Origin of the sequence: Variovorax sp. RO1 (assembly GCF_002849325.1) — a bacterium.
Classification (GTDB): domain Bacteria; phylum Pseudomonadota; class Gammaproteobacteria; order Burkholderiales; family Burkholderiaceae_C; genus Variovorax.
Map to the genome: position 1 here is coordinate 668667 of NZ_PKMT01000001.1, position 21118 is coordinate 689784.

The window sequence follows — 21118 nt, forward strand, 5'->3', positions numbered from 1 at the left end:
GTGACCTACTGAAGCGCAGCCAAGAGCCCAATCAGGGGCCTTTTCTGCTGAAGGCGTGGTGTGTCTGTATAACCTGCGGTAGCACCAGCGCCGTAGTAGGTGTCGCGAGCAACGTTCAGGTCTTCAAAATCGTTCAGAATCAGTTCGGGATTGAATGTGTTCCTCAGAACTTTTTGTGCGGACTGAACGCATACCAACATGGCCTTTGGCCCGCCTGGGTCATTGGTCATCGCTTCGCCTACCGCAGCGATATACCCCAACACTGTCGAGCGTGTTTTCGCTGTCCATTGCGAAGGTTCGCCGACTTCCGCCATGGTGAGCTGGAGCTCAATGGCGTCAACCATGAGCGAAACGATTCGCTCCGACTGAGCTGTGCTAAACGTAATGTTGTGCGGGGGAGGGGCCTTGCCAAAAAGCCTCTTCAGTTTTTCAAGCATCGCTTCCTCCATTGCCCTTCAATCGAGCTGTTATGTACGCGATTGAACTCCCAGCGAATTCGAGGAAGAACTCTGCTTCGAGCTTCGTGAGGGTTGAGGGCTTTGTGCCGCCGTGCCGCACTGCGTCTCTGTTGCTCGCGTAGCCATAGGCTTGACTGATGAGGCGCTCGATATCGCTGTCAAGATTCGCCTCCTTCAACAGATTGCCAAGCGTTGCCTTCGGTTGTTGAAGCAAGATTCGTAGGGTCGATTCAACGCAGCTGATCGACTCCTTGACTGAGTTTTCGAAGTCCGGCGTGTTGCTCTGAATGAAGTTGCGTGCCTTGAGCCACTGAACGCGCACGAGCGTCAGTTCGCCTTCCATCGCATCGTTTGCCTTCGCCCAAACCTTCGAGGGTTTTTCTTGCCGCTCTGCGCGACTGAGCTCAAGGAGCAAGTCTTCGTAGAGCTTGCTGATACAGGTTCGTCGGGAGGCATACGTCTTGAGCTCTTCACTGCGCACGTAGCCATAGAAGACCTCAAGCGACTTATACGGGTTGGGGTTCCCGTACTTGGCGTCCTCCAGGTCGAGTGCCACCTCGCGGTAGAGCTCTTCGTACTCGTGGGGCTGCTCTGGTCGTCTACCGTCCGTGGAGTAGGCCGTCATGAGGCCCTTGAGTTGCGCAATCTTCTTCTTGAGCTCAGAAGCTTTGTCGGGGGTCATACCGCAATCAACAAAGGTCTACCTCGGCGTGAAGACAAACAACCGCTCGTCAATCGCTGGGCCACGGTTGTAGGTGTACTTCACGTCCCAGGCGTCAGAGGAGAAAGTAGCGGTAGCTTTGCCTTCGAAGGCTTTCAACATCGGAGCGGTGAGCGCTGGCGTGAGACGTTTGCTCAGCAGGTTGATAAATCCAGTGGCTTCTTTTTTATCGGGGTGAACGCCGTAGCCAGCCTCCTTGAACCAATCATTCCACATGATTTTGAGGTTCTCAACCTTGCCGGTTTTTTCGTCCTTGTTGATGAACACCTTGGCCGTTTCAGCTTTGCCCGCGATACACATGTAGAGAGTGCCGCCGAGCTCGTCAGGTGGTGTGGTCTTCGTGTACTTACAGCTCAGAACGTTGTTCAAGTCCGAGGCAAACATCTGAAACTGTGGGGCGTCAGCGAGAGCCACGCTGCTCAATCCTGCGAGTGCTATACCGACTGTGAGTTTTCTCATAGATTTCATTTCTATCGGCACCATTGTTGTTCGCAGGGCACGCCGTCATTGTTGCCGTCCATCTTCACGCCTGGGCAGTTCTTGAGGAAGTAGGTGGCTTCTTGGCACGAAGTCATTTGCGAGCAGTATTTTCGACCGTCGCAGGAGAACGAAGCCGAGGGCTGGCTCGTGGAGGTGAGACTGAATGGCGCTGCGGCAGGCGCGCGCCCAGCAAGATTTTTGGCCTGGTAGTGCTCGTACCCTTTCCAGGCACCAAAGAGCAAGGCGGCTATCACCAACAACCTGAACATCTTTCCCTCCTGAGGCCTGTACGCCTGTTTACACTAGCTTACAGCCTTTTGTTTTCATCGGGACGAGGGGGAGCGCGTGAGTTTTGAACGTGAACAGGTCGCAAAGGCCTATCAGACAGCTTTGCGGGAGGGCTCGGCCCATGGCTGAACCAACTCTTCTGGCGGTGGTGGAGGTTGAGCAAGAGCAACGTATTCGCTGTCAAGCTCCAGGGTGCAACCACGGTGTCTATCGCGCCATCCACGTCATTCAAGCTGACCAAGGTCTGAAGCTCTACGGCTCGCAGTGCTGCGCAAAACTGTTTGGTTGGACCTCGAAGCAACGAGTTGCGGCATACACGACGACAGACCGAAGGTTGACTGCTGAGGAGCGAGCACAGCTTGAGACGAACACCGAAAGTCTTCTCCAAAAGTTGAAGGCCGAACACGAGCGCAGCCGTGAAGAAAGCCGCGAGAAGCTGCGCGCATTGAAAGCCGCTTTCGCGGAGCGCTCGCAAGCCTCCGCCATCGACAGTGGGAAGAACCGCCCAGCGAAACGAACACTCGGCACTGTGCTGGACCCTGCGGTTGCGGCTGTAGGCAGGAGATGTCGAGCGCTGCGGCGCATCGAAAGACGTGCATGTGCTCTAGTCACCGTCGATCCTTCCGTAGGCTCGAGACATTGCCCATGAGCTTGCGCTTTGGCTTCAGCTTCGGCTTGACTTTGGTTTCGCCGTTGACATGTCGCGCTGTCTGATCTCGGCGCCGGCTCAGCATCTTGCGAACTTGAGGAAGCATTGATTCGGGCACACGTACGGCCACCGTTTTCTCGCGATACGGGCTACGGTTGTATGGGCTACGAGGCTTGGCGGCGGCGGCAGTGGTTGGCTTCTTCGACGAGGCTGGGAGTTGAGGCATGGTCTGAATTTGAGAGTTACTGGTACTCGCTCTCAAATTAGCCAACACAGCCGGCCATGCCATCGCTATCAAGATCGCGGCGTCGCAGCCTCGCCTACGTCGTCAACGTCGGTCCTCAATATCAAAATGCCGCAGTACCTCGGGGTGATCGAGAAACTGGCTCAGCCGGTCGAACTTCTGGCGGCTGCGTGCATGCTGGACCGGTGCACAGTACAAGCGCACTGTCTCGGAGGCGCGGGTCATTGCCACATGCAGCAGGCTTTGTTCTTCGATCAACGCGTCTTTGCCTCGAGACAAGTAGTTCGGCATCTGGCCATCGGCCACGCCCACGATGAACACGTGCTTCCACTCGCCGCCCTTGGCCTTGTGGATGCTCGATAGCGTGACCCGCGGTGAGTCCGCGATACTCGCCAGAGCCTGGCGCATCTCATCTGCGGTCTGATGGTCGCGGCACAGCGGAGCCCACCGGTTCACGTCGGCGCGGCGGTCCGCATCTGCACGCACACCACCCATGAGCCGGAGATAGATGGCTGCGCACCTGATGTACCGGCCTTCAAGCGATGACCCACGGCCAGCCCGATGCAAGTGCTGGAGTGCATCGGTCCACTGCTGGCCCGATGCCTTTACGGCAAGGCCGCGTCTGAGTCGCTGGCGCAATGCTCGGAGCGTCAGTGGCTGAGCAGCCTCGTGTAGCTCGACCAGATGAACGAGCCGGAGAACCTGCAGCGCGTGCTCGGTGTTCTGGACGGTGCCGCGCATATCCGTATCAATGCCTCGAGCCAACAGCGCGGCGCCGACTTCACGGAGAGTCGATTTGACGCGAGCCAGAATCACTATGTCGCTGGCTGCTACACCCTCGGCCAGTCGAGCTTGAACGTCGTTGGCGACCGCCGCAAGCTGGCGAGCCAGATCAGCAGAATGAGCCAGCGCCGGCTTGCTGCCGCCGGGTCGACCGGTCATGGTCGGGACGTCTACCAGACCACCATGCCGCAGCATCGCGGTAGTCGCTGTTGCCACCGTCTGCGGCACGCGATATGAACGCGAGAGTGGCATGCTCACGACGCCCGGCAGCAGTTCGGATAGCGCATGGCCCGCCGCCGCCGCACCGGCATACCGGAAGATCGACTGCTGCTGATCGCCCAACACCATCAGCTCAACACCGGGCCGCCGTGCCAGCGCCGCAATGAGCTGCAGCTGGGCCAGGCTGCTATCTTGGCACTCATCGACCACGATGTACTTGATGTCGTGGAGTGCGGTCGTTCCGTCGCGGGCTCCAAGCGCCGTGCGCGCATCGACCAGCATGTCCGTGTAGTCGATCTTTCGATGTTCCAACTTGATCGCTTGATAGGCCAGCCGCAGCAGCTGAAGCGCCAACCTGTAGGGGCCGAACTGGGGGGCAAATCTCTCGAGCTTCACCAACTTCTTGATCGACTGGTCTGTGGCGGTGCCGAAATCGAAGAGCGCGTGAGCTGCTTTGAGATCAGAGGCCGTGAGTGACTTGAGCCACGCCAGGAACTGGAGACGGCGCTCCGCTGCGATGGTCCGGTCTTTGCCTAGAGATTTTCGAGCGGTGGTGGCCGCGCGCGTCATGAACTCCACGATCTCAGCAGGTTTCAATAGGCTCGGCAGATTGCGGCTGCCAGAGATCGACCGGGTGACTTGGCGCGCAAACGCATGGGCGGTTTTGACGGTCACGCTCTGCAGATCAACGGGGTCAATGCCGTTGGCGGCGGGAGCATTCTCGCGGGCTTCTTCGCCTTCAAAACGGGTGAACCGCAGGCGGACTTCAGAGACCGTGGCATTGGAGAAACTGAGCACCAAGATCGCGGATGCCGGCACTTGGCGCTTGGCCATCAGATGCGCCACACGATGCACCAAGACCGTCGTTTTGCCGCTGCCGGCGCAAGCCATGCCCTCGACATACCGAGCATCGGTCTGGACGATGGCTTTTGCTTGAGGGCTCAGCTCGAACGACTGGTTGGTGCGACGAGGCGCCTGGGCGGGGAGCGAAGACGACGCGGGAGCGAGAGAAGCAGCGGAATTGATGGAGCCAGAAGGAGTGCGAAGAGCTGACGAAACACTCGAGCCAGTTGGTCTTTGGGGAGCTGCGGAAGAGCTTGGAATCCGGGTGAGGTTCCGCTTTTTCGGAGAGATTTTGGACATGGTAGGAGAACGAAGAAATGTGCCGATTCTTGAAAAAGCACTGTGTTTTCATGGTTCCGGATGTAGATGAAGAGATTGAACAGACGGAGATTTCCAACCTGATTGACGGTCTTTCCGATCTACTTTCGGTATCTATAGCAGTTGAGCCCTGCGTAGCGGCTATGGCTGACGGTGCTTGGTCGGTATTGCCGGGACTTCGGCGCACCACTCTTGCAGGGGCAGCCGACCTAGCTTCTTGAGAAACGCCGACGCTGATATCCGATGCGTGGTCCGCGCGTTCTGCAGCACGATGACGTTGCAGCCCTCGGGCGCTAGCGCAGCTGCGCGTTTTCGATACGCTCGGCTGCTGCTGTTTCGCTGGCCCGGAAGTAGTAGGCCGAGAGCAGTGTTTTGCTTGGGAATGCGCAGCAGCTTCACTTCACGCGTCCAGAATGCGGGGAAGTCGAATGAGAGCAGATCCTGGATGCATGAGATGCCGAGGTCAGCCAGCACCGGCGTGCCGTTCGCACGCCATTCGGTGTGCAGGCACGACACTTCGTTGCGAGAACTCTTGCTCAAACGAACACCGGACTGCTTCGACGGCTTGTCCCCGTATACGACGAACACGTTCGCGCTCTTCGTGATGCCGTCTTTCTCGCAGCGACGACCATAGTAGAAGAGAGCACCATGGCTATAGACCACGGCTTGGTGTTGACGCCCGACAATGGCACTGCGCAAGAACCAGTCACGCAGATGCAAGACGGCCGTACGCGCATCTGCGGGCGAGTGGTGTGAGCCCGGCGGCACTACGCCCTTGTTCGGAGCCAGTACCGGCACGAAGTCGCGGACGATCTCGACGTAGTTGATGCAAATGGCTATCTCGGTACCGAGCGCCGCGAGCAGTACGCGGAAGAACTTACAGCTCGGCTGGTAAACGGAGATGCAGGACTTCCAACGAGGATTGAACTTCATGTCGCCGCAGATGAACGCGAGTTCGTGACAGTGCGCCTTCAGCTCCGCTTCGGAGATGGGGAGTTCGGCGCGATCGAACCAGAGCGTGACCCGGTCGAAGCCATAGACGACGCGGAATGCGCGGCCGCCGATGATGATGAAAGGCATGGGGGATCCTTCGAAGGGCTCGCCGACCACCGGCGAGCTTCGAATTAAAAATAGTCAGCGGTTACAGCTGACGAGCTGATCGACAGGCGTTGCGTGCGTTGCGCTGGTTGCGCGCATTCCGCGACACAGCGCAACGCCCGTGAGACGTGAAGCTTGCTGCACACGTCGATAGGCAGTCGGTCAGCCTTCTTCGTCGATGTCGCCGTCGTCGTCATCGACGTCGGATTCGCTGTCGTCGTTGTCCTCGATCGCAGCGCGGCGTTTGCCGCCGCCCATTGCAAAGTATTCCTTGAGCTGGTCTGGCCAGCCTTCGGCCATCGGAATGCGGCGCGGTTGCCACCCGTCGAGACGGCGCGACACATTGGACTTGTTTAAATCGACAATCTCACTGATCGCGGCCATTTTGTAGTCGTTGACGTGCAGCGTGCGAATGGCGCGATCCAGCAGGCTCTTTGCGACGAATGGCGTGAATGTTCGCTCGTAACGGAAATCCTCGCCGAACTTGAGCGTGCACATGACCTTGCCCAGGCCAAAGTGTTGCAGCCCCTGAAGGGCCGTGCAATCGAACGAGAAAGCGACGCCGCCATCCACATCGGGCTCACACGCTTCGATCTTGATGAACTCATCGACCAGATCGGCGATGCGGGCTTCTTCGCGCAGTCGGTCACACGCAATAATCGCAACCACGCATGAGTGCGTTGCCTTGGCCATCACGCGCAGCCGACACAACGCATCGGCAACCAGAAAGTCAACTTCGCCGTCCAATGTCTGTTCGAACACCCATGTCTCGGGTGCGGCGCGCTCTTTGCAGAGCTCGGCCTGCAGGAAAAATTGCCCCTCTTGGGAGAAGTAGTCGACGTTCTTGCGTAGACCAACTGGTACGAATCGGACCTTGGCCGCGTCTTCACCGAGTGCGTTGCCGGCATGCAAGGCTTCCGCGCGCTGAACCTCGCGTGCGCTGCCAGACACCAGCACGTTGACAATTGGCGACGGCGGAAATTTCAAGCCGAAGTTCTGGCCAGCCGTTGCGGCCTCCTTGATCGCCGCTGTCACCACCTCAGTCCCGAGACTGGTGGGTGTGTGCAACACGGTTACCCCCTCGGGAAGGCAGGCCAGGTGCGCCATTGGGTTGATAGGGGCTGTGCTCATCGTGCACCTCCCGTATCGCGAGCAGTGATGCAGCTGTCGATGAATGCTTGAACTTCGCTTTCCGGCCAAGCCTTAATGCGTGATCCCACCGGAACGCCCGGCTTGATCAAGCCGTTTCGGATCAGTGCATAGAAGGTGCTGTTGGACAGCCCTGTGAGTTCGAGAACCCTCTTCTTGCGAAGAAGGGCTTGGAGTTCTTGTGCCACTGCGGGCTCCTCGTGAAAGTAGTTGCTGAACCTTTCGATGAGTCCCGTCGAACCCATCAGCATCGCGATGGATTCAATTGAAACGGAAGCAAACGCGTCAAAGAGCAAACTTCCCAGCTAGATGCGAACTCCTCAGGTCTCAGATGAACTTCCCAGGTAAGGCAGTCCAATTTCCCAATTCCGGTGGCGCAACTTCCCAGATCAGCGCTTTGCAGTGCTGAAGAACGTATTTAACGCCTTTACGGCATCTGAAAAAACGCTTCGATTCCCTTCAAATCCGAAGCGGGCATCCTTCTTCTTAGCTACGTCCGTAATGATCTTCTCGATCTCCTTTCCTAAAGCCAAGTAGTTCAAGTCATCCTTTTTGAGATATCGATGGGGGTTAACCTCCTTTCCAGACCTGAGGCACTTTTCAAGGAGGATCAGGATGGCCCCCATTCGCACCATCAAATACCGGTCCCCCTTCTTCAGCTCGTGCATATCGAACTCGTCTTCGTCGATGTCTTGAATGCCGGCACCGAGCGCACTGGTTTCGATGTGCTTACCTTCCATACCCTGGATGAATGCCTCAACTATCGACCAGTCTTGCTGCCGCGCGAAGTCGAGAACTTGGGAAAGGTCAATGTATTTCTCACCCTCTCTATCTCCCGCCCTTAAATGTTCGATGGGGTCCAGTAGCGAGTGATGCCCTCGGTTGACGATGAGAATTTCGCGGCGTTTCCGATACTCGGAATAGCGAACAGGCTCCGACTTCTCTAGCTTGATTCGGTTCGTGCGCGATGGCTCCACATCCAGAGAAAGTAGAGCTGCCTGCCAAATCCGACAGTAGCGACGTCGCTTCCAAAAACTCCAATCTGGACGACTCGGGGGCTGCCCATCTGCGTCGTTCGTCTTGCCGATTGGATTCGCGAGGGGTTGCTTCTTCGGAGATTTTCTTGTGTTCATGCAGTGGTGCCTAGGGATTGCCGATGAGAATGACAAGACATTTCTTGAGCCTCTTCTCCGTGTTAGCCCAAGGGCTTGGCGGCGGCCGGGCGCGTCTTCGATGGTCTTATGCTGGTCAACACATTGAATAGGGTTCGGAGTGCAACGCGCTGCTCTTCCATGTAGTCGTGGCCATCGTAGTGGCGTGCCTGCACGCCAGAGATGCCATGCGACTGGAGCCGCCCGCGTATCTCTTGGCTCACACCGGCCTTGGCCAACAGCGTCTCCACGCCAGAGCGGATGCGCTTGGCCTGGAAGTTCTTGATGCCAGCTTCCGACGCCACATCTTTCGCCCACTGGCTGAGCGTGGTGGCTGCCAAATGCGTTTCCCCGCCATCCGTTGAGATCGCAAAGACGCCGCTGGGCTTGCACTCGGCCAACGCCGCTACAGCAACCGGCAGCAGAGGAACCAGGTTCTCTCTAACCCCCTTGCCGGGCCGTCCCTTACCGTCGAACAGCAGAATCTCATCGGTCTTGATGTGCTCGGTGTGAAGCTTCACCAATTGCTCGATGCGCTGTCCACCGGTCAACACGTGCAACCTGAGGACGGCACCTTTGAAATCGCGCATGGAGTTGATCTGCTGCCAGTACCGGCGCATATCGTCTTCGAGCAGCGGCTGCTTCTTGGCGCGGTTTTGGCTCTCGTCTGGCTCCGTGTCCATTGCAGGGTTGTGCGTGATCTCGTAGTCCTTGAAGTGGACAGGGACCGACGCTTTTGACCGTGAGGCCCGCGCCGTCTGATACGCCGCACGAACGTAGCTGCGTAGCTTGTTGGCCGTGCGGCCCTTGCCGGCGTCTGCCACGCGCCGCATCATGTCCCCGATCTGCTCGCCGGTGACTTCCTTGGCCGGCAGCCTCGCCACATCGGGCCATGGACCTTTAACGTGGAGTTGGAAGATGGAACGCACGTCGCGGTGCGAGCGCCGCCCCAGCCGTTCCAAGTGGTCGGCGTAGTGATCAAGCAGGTTTTCCAGCGTGTGTTTGCCGACCTTGTCGGCGCGCCTGGCTGCCGCCTCGTCGGCTTTACGCTTGGTTTCGAGCAGGGCAGGGCGGCCACCATGCAGTCTGTGGTCATGGTGTTCGAGCGCCAGCCCTTCAGCGGCGCGGATCGCCGCGGCCACCGAGAACCCCTTGGCGGTCGCCGTCAGGCTCTTCGGCGGTGCCGAAGGATCGTAAAGCCCGATTGGTACGCGCTCGCTCTTGGTTCCGATGCTGTAACGCCAGAAGAATGAAATGGCGTTGCTGCTGCTCTTGCGCGCCTGGAGTGCGCCGCTCGGCTGCACTTTCTGGAGCGTCTTGAAGGTTCCGGGAGCCAGAGCATTGAGAAGGCGGCCCACGCTGGCGACGGGCGCAGGCGCCGCGATCAAGGGTTCATTTTTCGTTGCCAGAATATTGCCAGAATTTTGATCTATGGTGGTGAATGGCATTGCACTATCTCGCACGAATAATTCATATAAATCAATAACTTATATGGATTCTATCGTGCGACGACATGCGACAGAGTGCCTTGATTTCGGACTCATAATCCGTTGGTCGAGTGTTCAAGCCACTCACGGCCTACCACCACACATTCCCCCTCTGTAGACACTCCGACGAAGGCCGCACTGCGCGGCCTTTTTCTTTGCTGCTGCGGGCGCGCGAGCGGGGCCCACGGCCGCCGCCGATTTCACCTACGGCAAACACAGGATTCCTTCAGGTTGCAACGCAACATCGAAGGCAGAATGCACCATTTGGGTGCAAATGTAACCAGCCGGGCGATCCCCGTGCGCGTCGTACCGCACCGCGATTCCCGATGGCCATGACCACCCCTTTCAAGCTTCTGCTTCCGATAGCCTTGCTCGCGCTCGCTGCATGCGGCGCCAAGCAGGCCTCCACCACCGATGACGCGCCGCCCGAAGTCGGCGTGGTCGCCCTGCACGCCAGTGATGTGGCCGTGCACACCGAGCTCTCGGGCCGCACGGCCGCTTACCGCGTCTCCGAGGTGCGGCCGCAGGTCAACGGCATTGTGCGCAAGCGACTGTTCGAAGAAGGCGGCATGGTCCGCGCGGGCCAGGTGCTGTACGAGATCGAGCCCGGCCCGTTCGAGGCCGCGCACGAGCAGGCGCAAGCCACGCTGGCCACCTCGCAGGCCACCATTGCCAGCCTGCGCGGCAAGGCCGATCGCTTCGGCGAACTGGTCAAGGCCAACGCCGTGAGCAGGCAGGAGCATGAAGAGGCGCAGGCCGCGCTGGTGCAGGCGCAAGCCGGCGTGAAGGCCGCGCAGGCGGCTGTGAAGGCGGCGCGCATCAACCTCGATTTCACGCGCATCACCGCGCCCATCGCGGGACGCATCGGCCGCTCCGGCGTGACCGAAGGCGCGCTCGTGGCACCGGGCCAGGCGATGGCATTGGCGACGATCCAGCGGCTCGACCCGATCTACGTCGACGTGGTGCAGTCGAGCCTGGAACTGACGAAGCTCAAGCGCCGCTTCATCTCGGGTGACATGGCGCCGGCCAGCACCAAGGTGAGCCTGCGCATGGAAGACGGTCTGCCGTACCCGCATGCCGGCACGCTGAAGTTCTCCGAAGTGAGCGTCGATGCGGCCACCGGTTCGGTCACGCTGCGCGCAGAGTTTCCGAACCCGCAGGGGCTGCTGCTGCCTGGCATGTACGTGCGTGCGCAGGTCGAGTCCGGCGTGGAGCGCCAGGCCATCCTGGCACCGCAGCGCGGCGTGGCGCGCAACGAGAAGGGCGAGCCGACCGCGCTGGTGGTCGGGGCCGACAACAAGGTCGAGCTGCGCGCGCTCGAAGTGCGCAGCACCGAGGGCGAGCACTGGGTCGTGACCCAGGGCCTGCGCGAGGGCGATCGCCTCGTGGTCGACGGCCTGCAGCGCGCGCGCCCCGGCGAAAAAGTGAAGCCGGTGCCGGTGTCCACGGCGGGCGCATCGCCCGCCGACTAAGAAACGACCAGAACCTCCCGTGATCGCCAATTTCTTCATCCAGCGGCCCGTCTTCGCCTGGGTCATCGCTATCCTCATCATGCTGGCCGGCGGCGTGGCCATTCGCACGCTGCCGGTGTCGCAGTACCCGGACATCGCGCCGCCCACCGTGGTCGTGTCGGCCAACTACCCCGGCGCCTCGGCGCAGGCGGTGGAAAACAGCGTGACGCAGGTGCTCGAGCAGCAGCTCAAAGGCATCGACGGCCTGATGTATTTCAAATCGACGAGCAGCTCGGCCGGCTGGGCCGAGATCAACGTCACCTTCCGCCAGGGCATCGACCCCGACACCGCGCAGGTACAGGTGCAGAACAAGGTCAGCCAGGCCACCAGCCGGCTGCCGCAGGCGGTGCAGCAGCAGGGCGTGACGGTCGCCAAGTCGCAGAACAACTTCTTGCTGATCGTGGCGCTCTACGACGAGACCGGCCAGCGCACCGACACCGACATCGCCGACTGGATGGCCAGCAACCTGCGCGACCCGATCAGCCGCGTCGACGGCGTGGGCTCGGTGCAGGCCTTCGGCGCGGCGTACGCCATGCGCATCTGGCTTGATCCGCACCGGCTGGCCAGCTACCAGCTGATGCCGTCCGACGTCACGGCCGCGATTGCCGCGCAGAACACGCAGGTGTCGGTGGGCGAGATCGGCGCGCGGCCGTCGGCGCCAACGCAGCACCTGAACGCCACCGTCACCGCGCTCTCGCGGCTGCAGACGCCCGATCAGTTCAAGGGCATCGTGCTCAAGACGCAGGCCGATGGCGCCGTGGTGCGGCTGGGCGACGTGGCACGCGTGGAGATCGGCAGCGAGTCGTATGCCGAGACCACGCGCCTGAACGGCCACCCGGCCGCGGGCTCGGCTGTGATGCTGGCACCCGGCGCCAACGCGCTGACCACCGCCAGTGCGGTGAAGGCGCGCATCGCCGAGCTGGAGCGCTCGCTGCCCGCCGGCCTGCGCGTGGCCTACGCGGAAGACACGACGCGCTTCGTCAAGATATCGATCCAGTCGGTCATCCGGACGCTGCTGGAGGCCATCGCGCTGGTGGTGGTCGTGATGTTCCTCTTCTTGCAGAACTGGCGTGCCACGGTGATCCCGGCGATCACCGTGCCGGTGGTGCTGCTGGGCACTTTCGGCGTGCTCGCGGCCTTCGGCTATTCGATCAACGTGCTCACGCTGTTCGGCATGGTGCTGGCCATCGGCCTGTTGGTGGACGACGCGATCGTGGTGGTGGAGAACGTCGAGCGCGTTATGCACGAAGAGGGGCTCGATGCGAAGGCGGCCACGATCAAGTCGATGCAAGAGATCACAGGTGCGCTGGTGGGCATCGCGGTCGTGGTGTCGGCGGTGTTCCTGCCGATGGCCTTCTTCGGCGGCTCGGTGGGCGTGATCTACCGGCAGTTCTCGGTGACCATCATCGCGTCGATGGCACTGTCGGTGGTGGTGGCCATCGTGCTCATTCCGGCGCTGTGCGCGCGCTTCCTGAAGCCCGGCGTGCCGCCGCGCACGCGCGGCTTCCTGGGCGCGTTCAACCGTCGCTTCGATGCTGCGCAGGGCCGCTACGTGAGCGTGCTGGGCCGCATCCTGCGCAAGCCGCTGCGCTTCACGGCGGTGTACGTCGCCATCGTGGCTGGCATGGGCCTGCTGTACCTGAGCCTGCCCGGCGGCTTCCTGCCCGAAGAGGACCAGGGCAGCGTGATGGTGATTGCGACGCTGCCGGCCGGTGCCACCGCGGGCCGCACGGACGAAGTGAACCGCGCCATCGAAAAGCACTTTCTCGAAACCGAGAAGGACACGACCGACACCATCTTCACGCTCACCGGCTGGAGCTACAGCGGCTCGGGGCAGAACATGGGCATGGCGTTTGTCTCGCTGAAGGACTGGTCCGAGCGCGCCAGTGCGGACAAGCGCGCGCACGCCATCGTCGAGCGCGCCGGCAAGGCGCTGGCCAGGCAGCAGCGCGACGCCGAGGTCTTCGGCATGGTGCCGCCGCCCATCGAGGGTCTTGGCGAATCGAACGGCTTCGAGTTCTGGCTGCAGGACACCTCGGGCATGGGCGCCGAGCGGCTGTTGCAGGCGCGCGAAAAACTGGTGCGCGAGGCCAACAAGGACAAGCGCCTGCAGTCGGTGCGCGCCAACAGCGTGGCCGGCACGCCGCAGCTGCAGGTCGACATCGACCAGCTGAAGGCCTCGGCCCTGCGGCTGTCGCTGGACGATGTGAACACCACGCTGGGCATTGCCTGGGGCGGCAGCTACGTCAACGACTTCATCGATCGCGGCCGCGTGAAGCGCGTGTACGTGCAGGCCGATGCACCGTACCGCTCGGCACCGGACGACATCAGCCAGTGGTTCGTGCGCGGCAGCACGGGTGCGATGACGCCGTTCTCTGCCTTTGCGACCACGCACTGGTCGCAGGGCGCGTCGCAGCTGGAGCGCTACAACGGCGTGCCCGCGGTGCAGATCCAGGGCGCGGCCGCGCAGGGCATCAGCTCGGGCACGGCCATGGCGGCCATCGAGAGCCTCGCGAAGCAGCAGAGCGGCACGGGCCAGGCCTGGAGCGGCCTGTCGTACCAGGAGCGGCTGTCGGGCGGACAGGCGCCGCTGCTGTTCGCGCTGTCGATCCTGGTGGTGTTCCTGTGCCTGGCGGCGCTGTACGAAAGCTGGTCGGTGCCGGTCTCGGTGATGCTGGTGATTCCGCTGGGCGTGCTCGGCGCGGTGATCGCGGCGGCGCTGCGCGGGTTGTCGAACGACATCTACTTCCAGGTCGGCCTGCTCGCGACCATCGGCCTGTCGGCCAAGAACGCGATCCTGATCATCGAGTTCGCGGAGGCCGCGCTGCGCCGTGGCGTGCCGCTGCTCGAAGCCGTGGCCGAAGGTGCACGCCTGCGCTTGCGGCCGATCCTTATGACGTCGCTGGCCTTCCTCGCAGGCGTGATTCCGCTGGCCCTTGCCACCGGCGCGGGTTCGGGCAGCCAGACCGCGATCGGCACTGGTGTGTTCGGTGGCGTGCTGGCGGCGACGGCGCTGGGCATCTTCTTCGTGCCGCTGTTCTACCTGCTGGTGAAGCGCATGGCCGCGAGGTTGATGGGGCGCAAGGCGGGCGGCGAACAAGTGGCCTGAGGCTGTCGCATCGCCGTGCCGCGAAGCTTTTTTGAAGGCCTCGCCAGAAGAGCGCTTTCTGCGGGGTAGAATTCAAGGCTGCGCGGCTGTAGCTCAGTTGGATAGAGTACTTGGCTACGAACCAAGGGGTCGTGGGTTCAATTCCTGCCAGCCGCACCATCTCTCGAATAGCCTGGAAGGGTTTCTCTTCCAGGCTATTTTCGTTTGGGGCCCTCACAGAGAGGGTTTCGCTGCCCGCATTCGCTGCGCGGCAAGCGCCCACAAAAAAGCCGCCCGAGGGCGGCTTTTTGATGTCGATACGGACAACTGTCAGGCCAGGCCTGCGCAACTGTCGTCGCACCGTCGGTCTTACTTCTTCTTGGCGACGGCCTTCTTGGCGGGAGCCTTGGTGACGACTGCCTTGGTGACAGCTGCCTTCGTAACAGCAGCCTTCGTGACAACTGCCTTCTTGGGAGCGGCGGCCTTCTTGGCAGCGGGTGCAGCAGCGGCCTTTTCAGCCTTGCGCTTGGCGGCCTTGGGGTCGATGGCGGCCTTGAAGGCAGCGCCGGCGACGAACTTCGGCACCTTGGTGGCGGCGATCTTGATCTTGGTGCCAGCTTGGGGGTTGAAGCCCGAACGTGCAGCGCGTGCGACTTGCTTGAAAGTACCGAAGCCGACCAGCTGGACCGAGTCGCCCTTCTTCACGGCAGCGACGACGCTGCTGGTGATCGTTTCGAGGACGCGTGCGGCCTCGGCCTTGCTCAGGTTGTGGGTGGTGGCGATCTTCTCGACCAGTTCGATGCGGTTCATTCAGTATTCCTTGGATGGTATGGCGCCGTGTTGCCTACGGCGGCCCAGGCTATTCCGGGCGGGGCGGAGTGTACCGGGTCGGATGGGCCTCTTTGGCGCAGCGTGGGCGAGATGTGTCACAACAGGCCTCATTGCGGGCTGCTTTCGTTGGCATTTTCAGCTTTCGATCACAAAGGTTTGGGCGCGCGAAAAAACACGCTATAATCGAAAGCTGTGCGGCTGTAGCTCAGTTGGATAGAGTACTTGGCTACGAACCAAGGGGTCGTGGGTTCAATTCCTGCCAGCCGCACCACTCTTCAAGGGTTAGCTCGTTTTTCGAGCTAACCCTTTTTCTTTGGCCGGTCATTGCGCCACGCCTGCATCAAGGTCGCGCCGGTCGCGAGTCCTTCCAGAGGCCGGCCCGCTTGGCTCTCGCTTCTTCCTCCGCGAATTCGTACTGCCCGCGCTCCTGGGGCGACAGGCGCTGCGCCTGCGCTGGCTGCCAGCGTGCCAATCCGACGGTCAGCAATGCCAAGCCTGCGTCGAGCGTCCTCGGGCCATTGGGCGCCGAGTCTGGCGTCACCATCACACGGCAGATGCGTTCGCGAGCATGGGATGTGGGATCGTCGCAGTCGACATCCGCCGGCTTGAGACGGACCATGTCGTGCATCTTCTGCCGAGCCTGGTCCGCGAAGGGTTGCCCGGGCTTTGGTGCTTCGATGCCCTGCAGGCGCACGAGACGCCACGCGTTGGCACTGGCCGCGTCGCCGCAGCGGGCGGTCACGGTGTCGCCGCTGTGGATGCTGACGACGAAGCAGGTCTGCGTTCTGGCGTGCGTGCTGAAGGGAAGGGCGAACAGAACGCCGGCAAGGGCCGCGAGAACGCCAAAATGAAGCCTCGCCGAGGTGCTGCAGCGGCGTGAGAAGTGTCTGGTGGCGATCACAAGGGCTCCTGTCTCTTGGACATTGCGGTTGCGGCAAACTCAACCGCTTGTACGGCGCGGCAAGGGCGCCCAGTATTTCCGATTTGAAGGACTCTGCATTGAACAAGGCATTCACCAAGGAGTCGGACGCCGATGCGGACGACGACGATGACGGCGCAGGTGGCGCGATGCCCCCGCTGCCGGCCGGCAGCAAGAACTACATCACGCCCGAGGGCTACGCGCGCCTGCGCGACGAGCTGCTGCAGCTGATGGACGAAGAGCGTCCCAAGGTCGTCGAGGCCGTGCACTGGGCCGCGAAGAACGGCGACCGGTCCGAGAACGGCGACTACCTCTACGGCAAGAAGCGCCTGCGCGAGATCGACCGGCGCATCCGCTTCCTCGGCAAGCGGCTAGAGATTGCGGAAATCACCGACCCGTCGGTGCATCACGGACGCGACCAGGTCTTCTTCGGCGCTACGGTTCGCTATGCCGACGAGACCGGCGAGGAGCGCAGCGTCACCATTCTCGGCATCGACGAGGCCGAGAGCGCCAAGTCGGAGGTCAGCTGGATTGCCCCGATCGCACGTGCGTTGCTGAAAGCGCGCGAGGGCGACGTGGTGAAGCTCATCACGCCTGGCGGGGCGCACGAGGTGGAGATCCTGTCTGTGAGCTACCCGGCGCCGCGCACGCCGGCGAACTGACGAAGAAGGTCAGGGCGCCGGAATCGTCCGCGCTGCGGTCAGTACCGACGCGGTCCGGCGCGCGGCGCGCAGCACGGCATCGAGGTGCGAACGGTCGCGCACCGCAATCACGAAGCGCAGGTCGGTCGAGTCCTGCGGGGTCTCGTCGGCCATTTCCACGTGCGTGATGTCAGCTTCGGCATCGGCCAGGGTGGCCGCCACGCGCGCCAGCACGCCCTTGTCGTTGCGCACGGTGATGACTACGCCGGTCTCGAAGGCACGCGTGGGCTCATCGGCCCATTCGACCGCGAAGAAGCGTTCGCTGTCCTTGTTGCGCAAGCGCTGGCCGACGCCGCAGTCGTCGGTATGCACCACCAGCCCCTCGCCGTGCCCGAGGTAGCCGACGATCTGGTCGCCGGGAATGGGACGGCAGCACTGGGCAAAGCGCACGGAAGAGTTCTCGCTGCCATCGAGCGTCACCGCGCCTTGCGACACGGCTTCGTGCGACGTGAAGCGCTCGCGGCTCAGGAGGAGGGCGTCGGGCCGCTCACCGATCTCGGCCATCAGCGCCATGAGCCGCTTGGCGACGATGCTCGCGATGCGCTTGCCCAGGCCGATGTCGGTCAGCAATTCGGCGCGGGTGCGGTTGCCGGTGAAGCGCAGCAGCTTCTCCCACAGCGCCTGGTGTTGTTCGTCTTCTTCGGGCAGCTTGCCGAGGCCTTCGGCACGCAGTGCCTGGGCCAGCAGCTTCTCGCCCAGGCCTTCGGACTCGGCATGCGCCAGGGTCTTCAGGTAGTGGCGGATCTTGGAGCGTGCCCGGCCGGTGCGCACGAAGCCCAGCCACGCAGGGTTGGGCGTGGACACCGGGGCCGTGATCACTTCGACCACGTCGCCGTTCTTCAGCTCGGTGCGCAGCGGGACCTGGTCGCCGTTGATGCGCGCGGCCGAGGTGTGGTCGCCGATGTTGCTGTGGATCGCGTATGCGAAGTCTACCACCGTGGCGCCGCGCGGCAGCGCCATGATCTGGCTCTTGGGCGTGAAGACGTAGACGGCGTCGGGGAACAGGTCGACCTTGACGTGGTCCCAGAACTCGGCGGCGTCGCGTGTCTCGTCCTGGATGTCGAGGAGCGACTGCAGCCACTTGGTGCCCAGCCGGTCGTTGCTCGCGGCATTGGGTTCGGCGGCCTTGTAGAGCCAGTGCGCCGCCACGCCCGATTCGGCCACGACGTGCATGGCCTCGGTGCGCAGCTGGAACTCCACGCTCACGCCGGCCGGTCCCACCAGCGTGGTGTGCAGCGACTGGTAGCCGTTGAGCTTGGCGATCGCGATGTGGTCCTTGAACTTGCCGGGCAGCGGCTTGTACATCTGGTGCAGGATGCCCAGGCCCGTGTAGCAGGCGATCACGTTCGGCACGATGAGCCGGAAGCCGTAGATGTCGGTCACCTGCGCGAAGCTCAGGTGCTTTTCTTCCATCTTGCGGTAGATGGAATAGAGCGTTTTCTCGCGGCCCGCGATGCGCAGCGTCATGCTGGCGGCGGAGAAGGCCGTCTCGACCTCCTTCTGCACCTTCTGGATCAGGTCGCGTCGTCGTCCGCGGGCCTTGGCGACGGCCTTGGCCAGCGTGGCGTAGCGCCAGGGCTTGAGGTGCCGGAACGACAGGTCCTGCAGCTCGCGGTAGGTCTGGTTCAGGCCCAGCCGGTGCGCGATGGGGGCGTAGATCTCGAGCGTTTCGCGCGAGATGCGGGCCCACTTTTCGCGCGGCGCATCGGCCAGCGTGCGCATGTTGTGCGTGCGGTCGGCCAGCTTGACCAGGATGACGCGCACATCGCGCGCCATGGCCAGCAGCATCTTGCGGAAGGACTCGGCCTGGTTTTCTTCGCGCGTGTTGAACTGCAGCTTGTCGAGCTTGGTGAGTCCGTCGACCAGCTCGGCAACCGGGGCGCCGAAGCGCTCGATGAGTTCCGGCTTGGTGACGCCGCAGTCTTCGATGGCGTCATGCAGCAGCGCGGCCATGAGCGCCTGCGCGTCGAGCTTCCACTCGGCGCACTGCGCCGCCACGGCGATGGGGTGGGTGATGTACGGCTCGCCGCTGTTGCGCAGCTGCCCGAGGTGGGCCTCGTCGGCGAAGCGGTAGGCCCGGCGCACCAGCTCGGTGTCTTCGGGGCTCAGGTAGTCGAGGCGGGCGGTCAGTGCGGCAAAACTCGCGGCGGCCGCGTTCAACGCCGCCGGACTCGGTTTCGGCGTAGGGGACGTAGGTTTGGCGACCGCACTCATGGCTATCACTTTAGCGTGACCGCTCTATGGACGCGTCCAGACGTAAAAAAAGCACCGCAATGCGGTGCCTTTTCGTTGCGGGGCTGCGTCAGATCAGCCTGGCACTTTCTTGAGCATTTCGATGCCGATCTTGCCTTCGGCGATTTCGCGCAGGGCCGTGACGGCGGGCTTGTTCTTGCTCTCGATCTTGGGCGCGTGGCCTTGGCTCAGCATGCGCGCACGGTACGTGGCGGCGAGAACGAGCTGGAAGCGGTTCGGAATCTGAACGAGACAATCTTCGACGGTGATGCGGGCCATGATGAATTCTTTCGGTCGGTGAGCGGGGATTTCAAGGGATGTTCAGTGCGGCGAACGTATCGGCACGTGCTCTGCGCTGTGCGGAATACCGGAGCCTCTGCGCGTGGACGATCGCCTTGAGATCGAAAAGTGCGCGCTCAAATAACTCGTTGATTATAACGAAATCGAATTTTCCGGCCTGGGCCATCTCTTCGGCCGCGTTCTTCAGGCGCAGTTCGATCACCGCCGCGCTGTCTTCGCCGCGCCGCTCGAGGCGGGAGCGCAGCTCTTCCCAGCTGGGCGGGAGGATGAAGATCATGACCGCGTTGGCAAAGGTCTTGCGGATCTGCAGCGCGCCCTGGAAGTCGATTTCGAGGATCACGTCGGTGCCCAGGGCCACCCGCTCCTCGACCGCCTTCTTCGACGTGCCGTAGCGGTGGCCGTGCACGTGGGCCCATTCCACGAAGCCGTCGGCCGCGATCAGGGCGTCGAACTCGGTCGGGGAGGCGAAAAAGTACTCCCGGCCGTGCTTTTCCTGCCCACGCGGCGGGCGCGTGGTGTGGGACACCGAGGGCTGAACGGCCGAGTCGAGCTCCATGAGCGCCTTGACCAGGCTCGATTTGCCGGCGCCGCTGGGCGCGGCGACCACGAAGATATTGCCGGGATAGTCCATGGGGGGGCTCGTCGTCGTCATTCGATGTTCTGCACCTGCTCGCGCATCTGTTCGATGAGGACCTTCATGTCCACGCCGATGCGCGTGAGTTCCAGGGCGGCCGATTTGGAGCCCAGGGTGTTGGCTTCGCGGTGCAGTTCCTGGATCAGGAAATCCAGCCGCTTGCCGATGTCGCCGCCCTTCTTGAGCAGCCGCTCGATCTCGTCGAGGTGCGAATTCAGTCGGGTGAGCTCTTCCGCCACGTCGATGCGGATCGCGAAGGCGGTCGCTTCGGTCAGGGCGCGGTCCTGGGCGGCTTCGGGCAGCGTGCCGCCCGTGCCGGTGGTCAGGCCCATGGCCTCCTGCCAGCGCTCCAGGAAGCGGTTGCGCTGCTGTTCGACCAGCTGGGGCACCAGCGGGCCGGCCTGCTGCACCAGGGTGCGCAGCTGGGCCAGGTGGGCCTCGAGCATCTTGGCCAGCCGGGCGCCTTCGCGCTGGCGGGCCGACATCAGGGCCTCGAGCGCCTTGCCTGCCACGTCGAGCAGGTCGGGGCCCCAGTCGCCGCGCGTGGCGCCGTCGCCGCCGGCCAGCCGCAGCACGTCGGCCACGCTGAGCTCGCGGGCGCCGGGCAGCCAGGCACGGATGCCGTCCTGCACGCCGTTCAGCCGCTGAAGCAGCTTGACGGAAGGCTCGACCACGCCCGCCTGGGACGTGTTTTCGATGGCCGCGCGCACCTCGACCTTGCCGCGTTTGAGCTTGGCCGTGAGCAGCTCGCGCAGCGCGGTCTCATGCTGGCGCAGCTCCTCGGGGAGCTTGAAGGTGAGGTCGAGAAAGCGGCTGTTGACCGAGCGGATTTCGACCCCGAGTCGGCCCGCGGCGGAGGGCCGTGCATCGGCTTCGGAGTGGCTGCCTGCGGGGCCGTTCTGGCCGCTGGCATAGCCGGTCATGCTGTAAACTGGCATTGCGCCTCACTGTGGTTTTGCTTGCAAGCACCGAGGCGTCGGTACAGCGTTCGCTTGCCGCACCATCGCCTTCGGG

General features: G+C 62.5%; 21 protein-coding genes and 2 tRNA genes. 7 read left to right on the forward strand and 16 right to left on the reverse strand.

Annotated elements, in window-relative coordinates; translation table 11 throughout:
- Positions 1-5 precede the first annotated feature (5 nt).
- Genes CY658_RS03100 through CY658_RS03115 form a run of 4 tightly spaced genes read right to left on the reverse strand, consistent with a single transcriptional unit; the run spans position 6 to position 1928 of the window.
- Positions 6-437 carry a hypothetical protein gene (locus CY658_RS03100; RefSeq protein ID WP_143713562.1) on the reverse strand — a complete coding sequence of 144 codons (432 nt, stop codon included), beginning with the start codon at positions 435-437 and terminating at the stop codon, positions 6-8.
- On the reverse strand, positions 430-1140 hold the full coding sequence (locus CY658_RS03105; protein WP_101488812.1) for a hypothetical protein: 711 nt from the start codon (positions 1138-1140) through the stop codon (positions 430-432). The genes CY658_RS03100 and CY658_RS03105 overlap by 8 nt, the downstream gene beginning before the upstream one ends.
- An 18-nt stretch (positions 1141-1158) precedes the next feature.
- Entirely contained in the window at positions 1159-1593 is a 435-nt protein-coding gene (locus tag CY658_RS03110; protein WP_143713564.1) for a hypothetical protein, read from the reverse strand.
- A gap of 56 nt (positions 1594-1649) precedes the next feature.
- On the reverse strand, positions 1650-1928 hold the full coding sequence (locus CY658_RS03115) for an excalibur calcium-binding domain-containing protein (RefSeq protein ID WP_101488814.1): 279 nt from the start codon (positions 1926-1928) through the stop codon (positions 1650-1652).
- A gap of 140 nt (positions 1929-2068) precedes the next feature.
- Here CY658_RS03115 and CY658_RS32360 point away from each other — a divergent pair, with 140 nt between their 5' ends.
- Positions 2069-2596 (forward strand): hypothetical protein, encoded by a 528-nt coding sequence (locus CY658_RS32360; protein WP_143713565.1) that lies wholly within the window; start codon positions 2069-2071, stop codon positions 2594-2596.
- Between the two features lie 328 nt (positions 2597-2924).
- On the opposite strand, the gene CY658_RS03120 is transcribed toward CY658_RS32360, so the two are convergent.
- From CY658_RS03120 to CY658_RS03145, 6 genes are all read right to left on the reverse strand, one after another.
- On the reverse strand, positions 2925-4985 hold the full coding sequence (locus CY658_RS03120; protein WP_101488815.1) for a UvrD-helicase domain-containing protein: 2061 nt from the start codon (positions 4983-4985) through the stop codon (positions 2925-2927).
- 159 nt (positions 4986-5144) lie between these two features.
- Positions 5145-6083, reverse strand: a complete 939-nt coding sequence (locus CY658_RS03125; RefSeq protein WP_101488816.1) for a hypothetical protein — start codon at positions 6081-6083, stop codon at positions 5145-5147.
- A gap of 180 nt (positions 6084-6263) precedes the next feature.
- A complete protein-coding gene (locus tag CY658_RS03130; protein WP_143713566.1) occupies positions 6264-7232 on the reverse strand; it encodes a hypothetical protein in 969 nt (322 codons plus the stop codon).
- Entirely contained in the window at positions 7229-7438 is a 210-nt protein-coding gene (locus tag CY658_RS03135) for a helix-turn-helix transcriptional regulator (protein ID WP_180838850.1), read from the reverse strand. The genes CY658_RS03130 and CY658_RS03135 overlap by 4 nt, the downstream gene beginning before the upstream one ends.
- Before the next feature lie 201 nt (positions 7439-7639).
- Complete coding sequence (locus tag CY658_RS03140; RefSeq protein ID WP_143713569.1) at positions 7640-8383, reverse strand: hypothetical protein; 744 nt, start codon at positions 8381-8383, stop codon at positions 7640-7642.
- A 62-nt stretch (positions 8384-8445) separates the two neighbouring features.
- Entirely contained in the window at positions 8446-9849 is a 1404-nt protein-coding gene (locus CY658_RS03145; protein ID WP_257884645.1) for an integrase, read from the reverse strand.
- Positions 9850-9951: 102 nt separating this feature from the next.
- Here CY658_RS03145 and cas5 point away from each other — a divergent pair, with 102 nt between their 5' ends.
- From cas5 to CY658_RS03160, 4 genes are all read left to right on the forward strand, one after another.
- On the forward strand, positions 9952-10224 hold the full coding sequence (gene cas5 / locus CY658_RS33155; protein ID WP_143713571.1) for a CRISPR-associated protein Cas5: 273 nt from the start codon (positions 9952-9954) through the stop codon (positions 10222-10224).
- A complete protein-coding gene (locus tag CY658_RS03150) occupies positions 10221-11360 on the forward strand; it encodes an efflux RND transporter periplasmic adaptor subunit (RefSeq protein ID WP_101490201.1) in 1140 nt (379 codons plus the stop codon). The genes cas5 and CY658_RS03150 overlap by 4 nt, the downstream gene beginning before the upstream one ends.
- Positions 11361-11379: 19 nt before the next feature.
- The gene (locus CY658_RS03155; RefSeq protein WP_101488820.1) at positions 11380-14508 is read left to right on the forward strand and encodes an efflux RND transporter permease subunit; all 3129 of its coding nucleotides are present in this window, start codon (positions 11380-11382) and stop codon (positions 14506-14508) included.
- An 82-nt stretch (positions 14509-14590) separates the two neighbouring features.
- Positions 14591-14667, forward strand: a tRNA-Arg gene (locus CY658_RS03160).
- 189 nt (positions 14668-14856) lie between these two features.
- On the opposite strand, the gene CY658_RS03165 is transcribed toward CY658_RS03160, so the two are convergent.
- A complete protein-coding gene (locus tag CY658_RS03165) occupies positions 14857-15297 on the reverse strand; it encodes an HU family DNA-binding protein (RefSeq protein ID WP_101488821.1) in 441 nt (146 codons plus the stop codon).
- Positions 15298-15512: 215 nt separating this feature from the next.
- On the opposite strand from CY658_RS03165, the gene CY658_RS03170 reads away from it, so the two are divergent.
- Positions 15513-15589, forward strand: a tRNA-Arg gene (locus CY658_RS03170).
- A gap of 69 nt (positions 15590-15658) precedes the next feature.
- Here CY658_RS03170 and CY658_RS03175 read toward each other — a convergent pair.
- On the reverse strand, positions 15659-16219 hold the full coding sequence (locus tag CY658_RS03175; RefSeq protein ID WP_257884647.1) for a thermonuclease family protein: 561 nt from the start codon (positions 16217-16219) through the stop codon (positions 15659-15661).
- 98 nt (positions 16220-16317) lie between these two features.
- Here CY658_RS03175 and greB point away from each other — a divergent pair, with 98 nt between their 5' ends.
- Positions 16318-16899 (forward strand): transcription elongation factor GreB, encoded by a 582-nt coding sequence (gene greB, locus CY658_RS03180; protein WP_101488822.1) that lies wholly within the window; start codon positions 16318-16320, stop codon positions 16897-16899.
- Between the two features lie 9 nt (positions 16900-16908).
- Here greB and CY658_RS03185 read toward each other — a convergent pair whose 3' ends face one another.
- The 4 genes from CY658_RS03185 to CY658_RS03200 all read right to left on the reverse strand — a co-directional run bounded on the left by CY658_RS03185 (position 16909) and on the right by CY658_RS03200 (position 21042).
- A complete protein-coding gene (locus CY658_RS03185) occupies positions 16909-19152 on the reverse strand; it encodes a RelA/SpoT family protein (RefSeq protein WP_101488823.1) in 2244 nt (747 codons plus the stop codon).
- Between the two features lie 93 nt (positions 19153-19245).
- A complete protein-coding gene (rpoZ, locus tag CY658_RS03190; RefSeq protein WP_013543330.1) occupies positions 19246-19449 on the reverse strand; it encodes a DNA-directed RNA polymerase subunit omega in 204 nt (67 codons plus the stop codon).
- Between the two features lie 31 nt (positions 19450-19480).
- Complete coding sequence (gmk, locus tag CY658_RS03195) at positions 19481-20101, reverse strand: guanylate kinase (RefSeq protein ID WP_056573336.1); 621 nt, start codon at positions 20099-20101, stop codon at positions 19481-19483.
- A 17-nt stretch (positions 20102-20118) separates the two neighbouring features.
- Positions 20119-21042, reverse strand: a complete 924-nt coding sequence (locus CY658_RS03200; RefSeq protein ID WP_101488824.1) for a YicC/YloC family endoribonuclease — start codon at positions 21040-21042, stop codon at positions 20119-20121.
- Positions 21043-21118 lie beyond the last annotated feature (76 nt).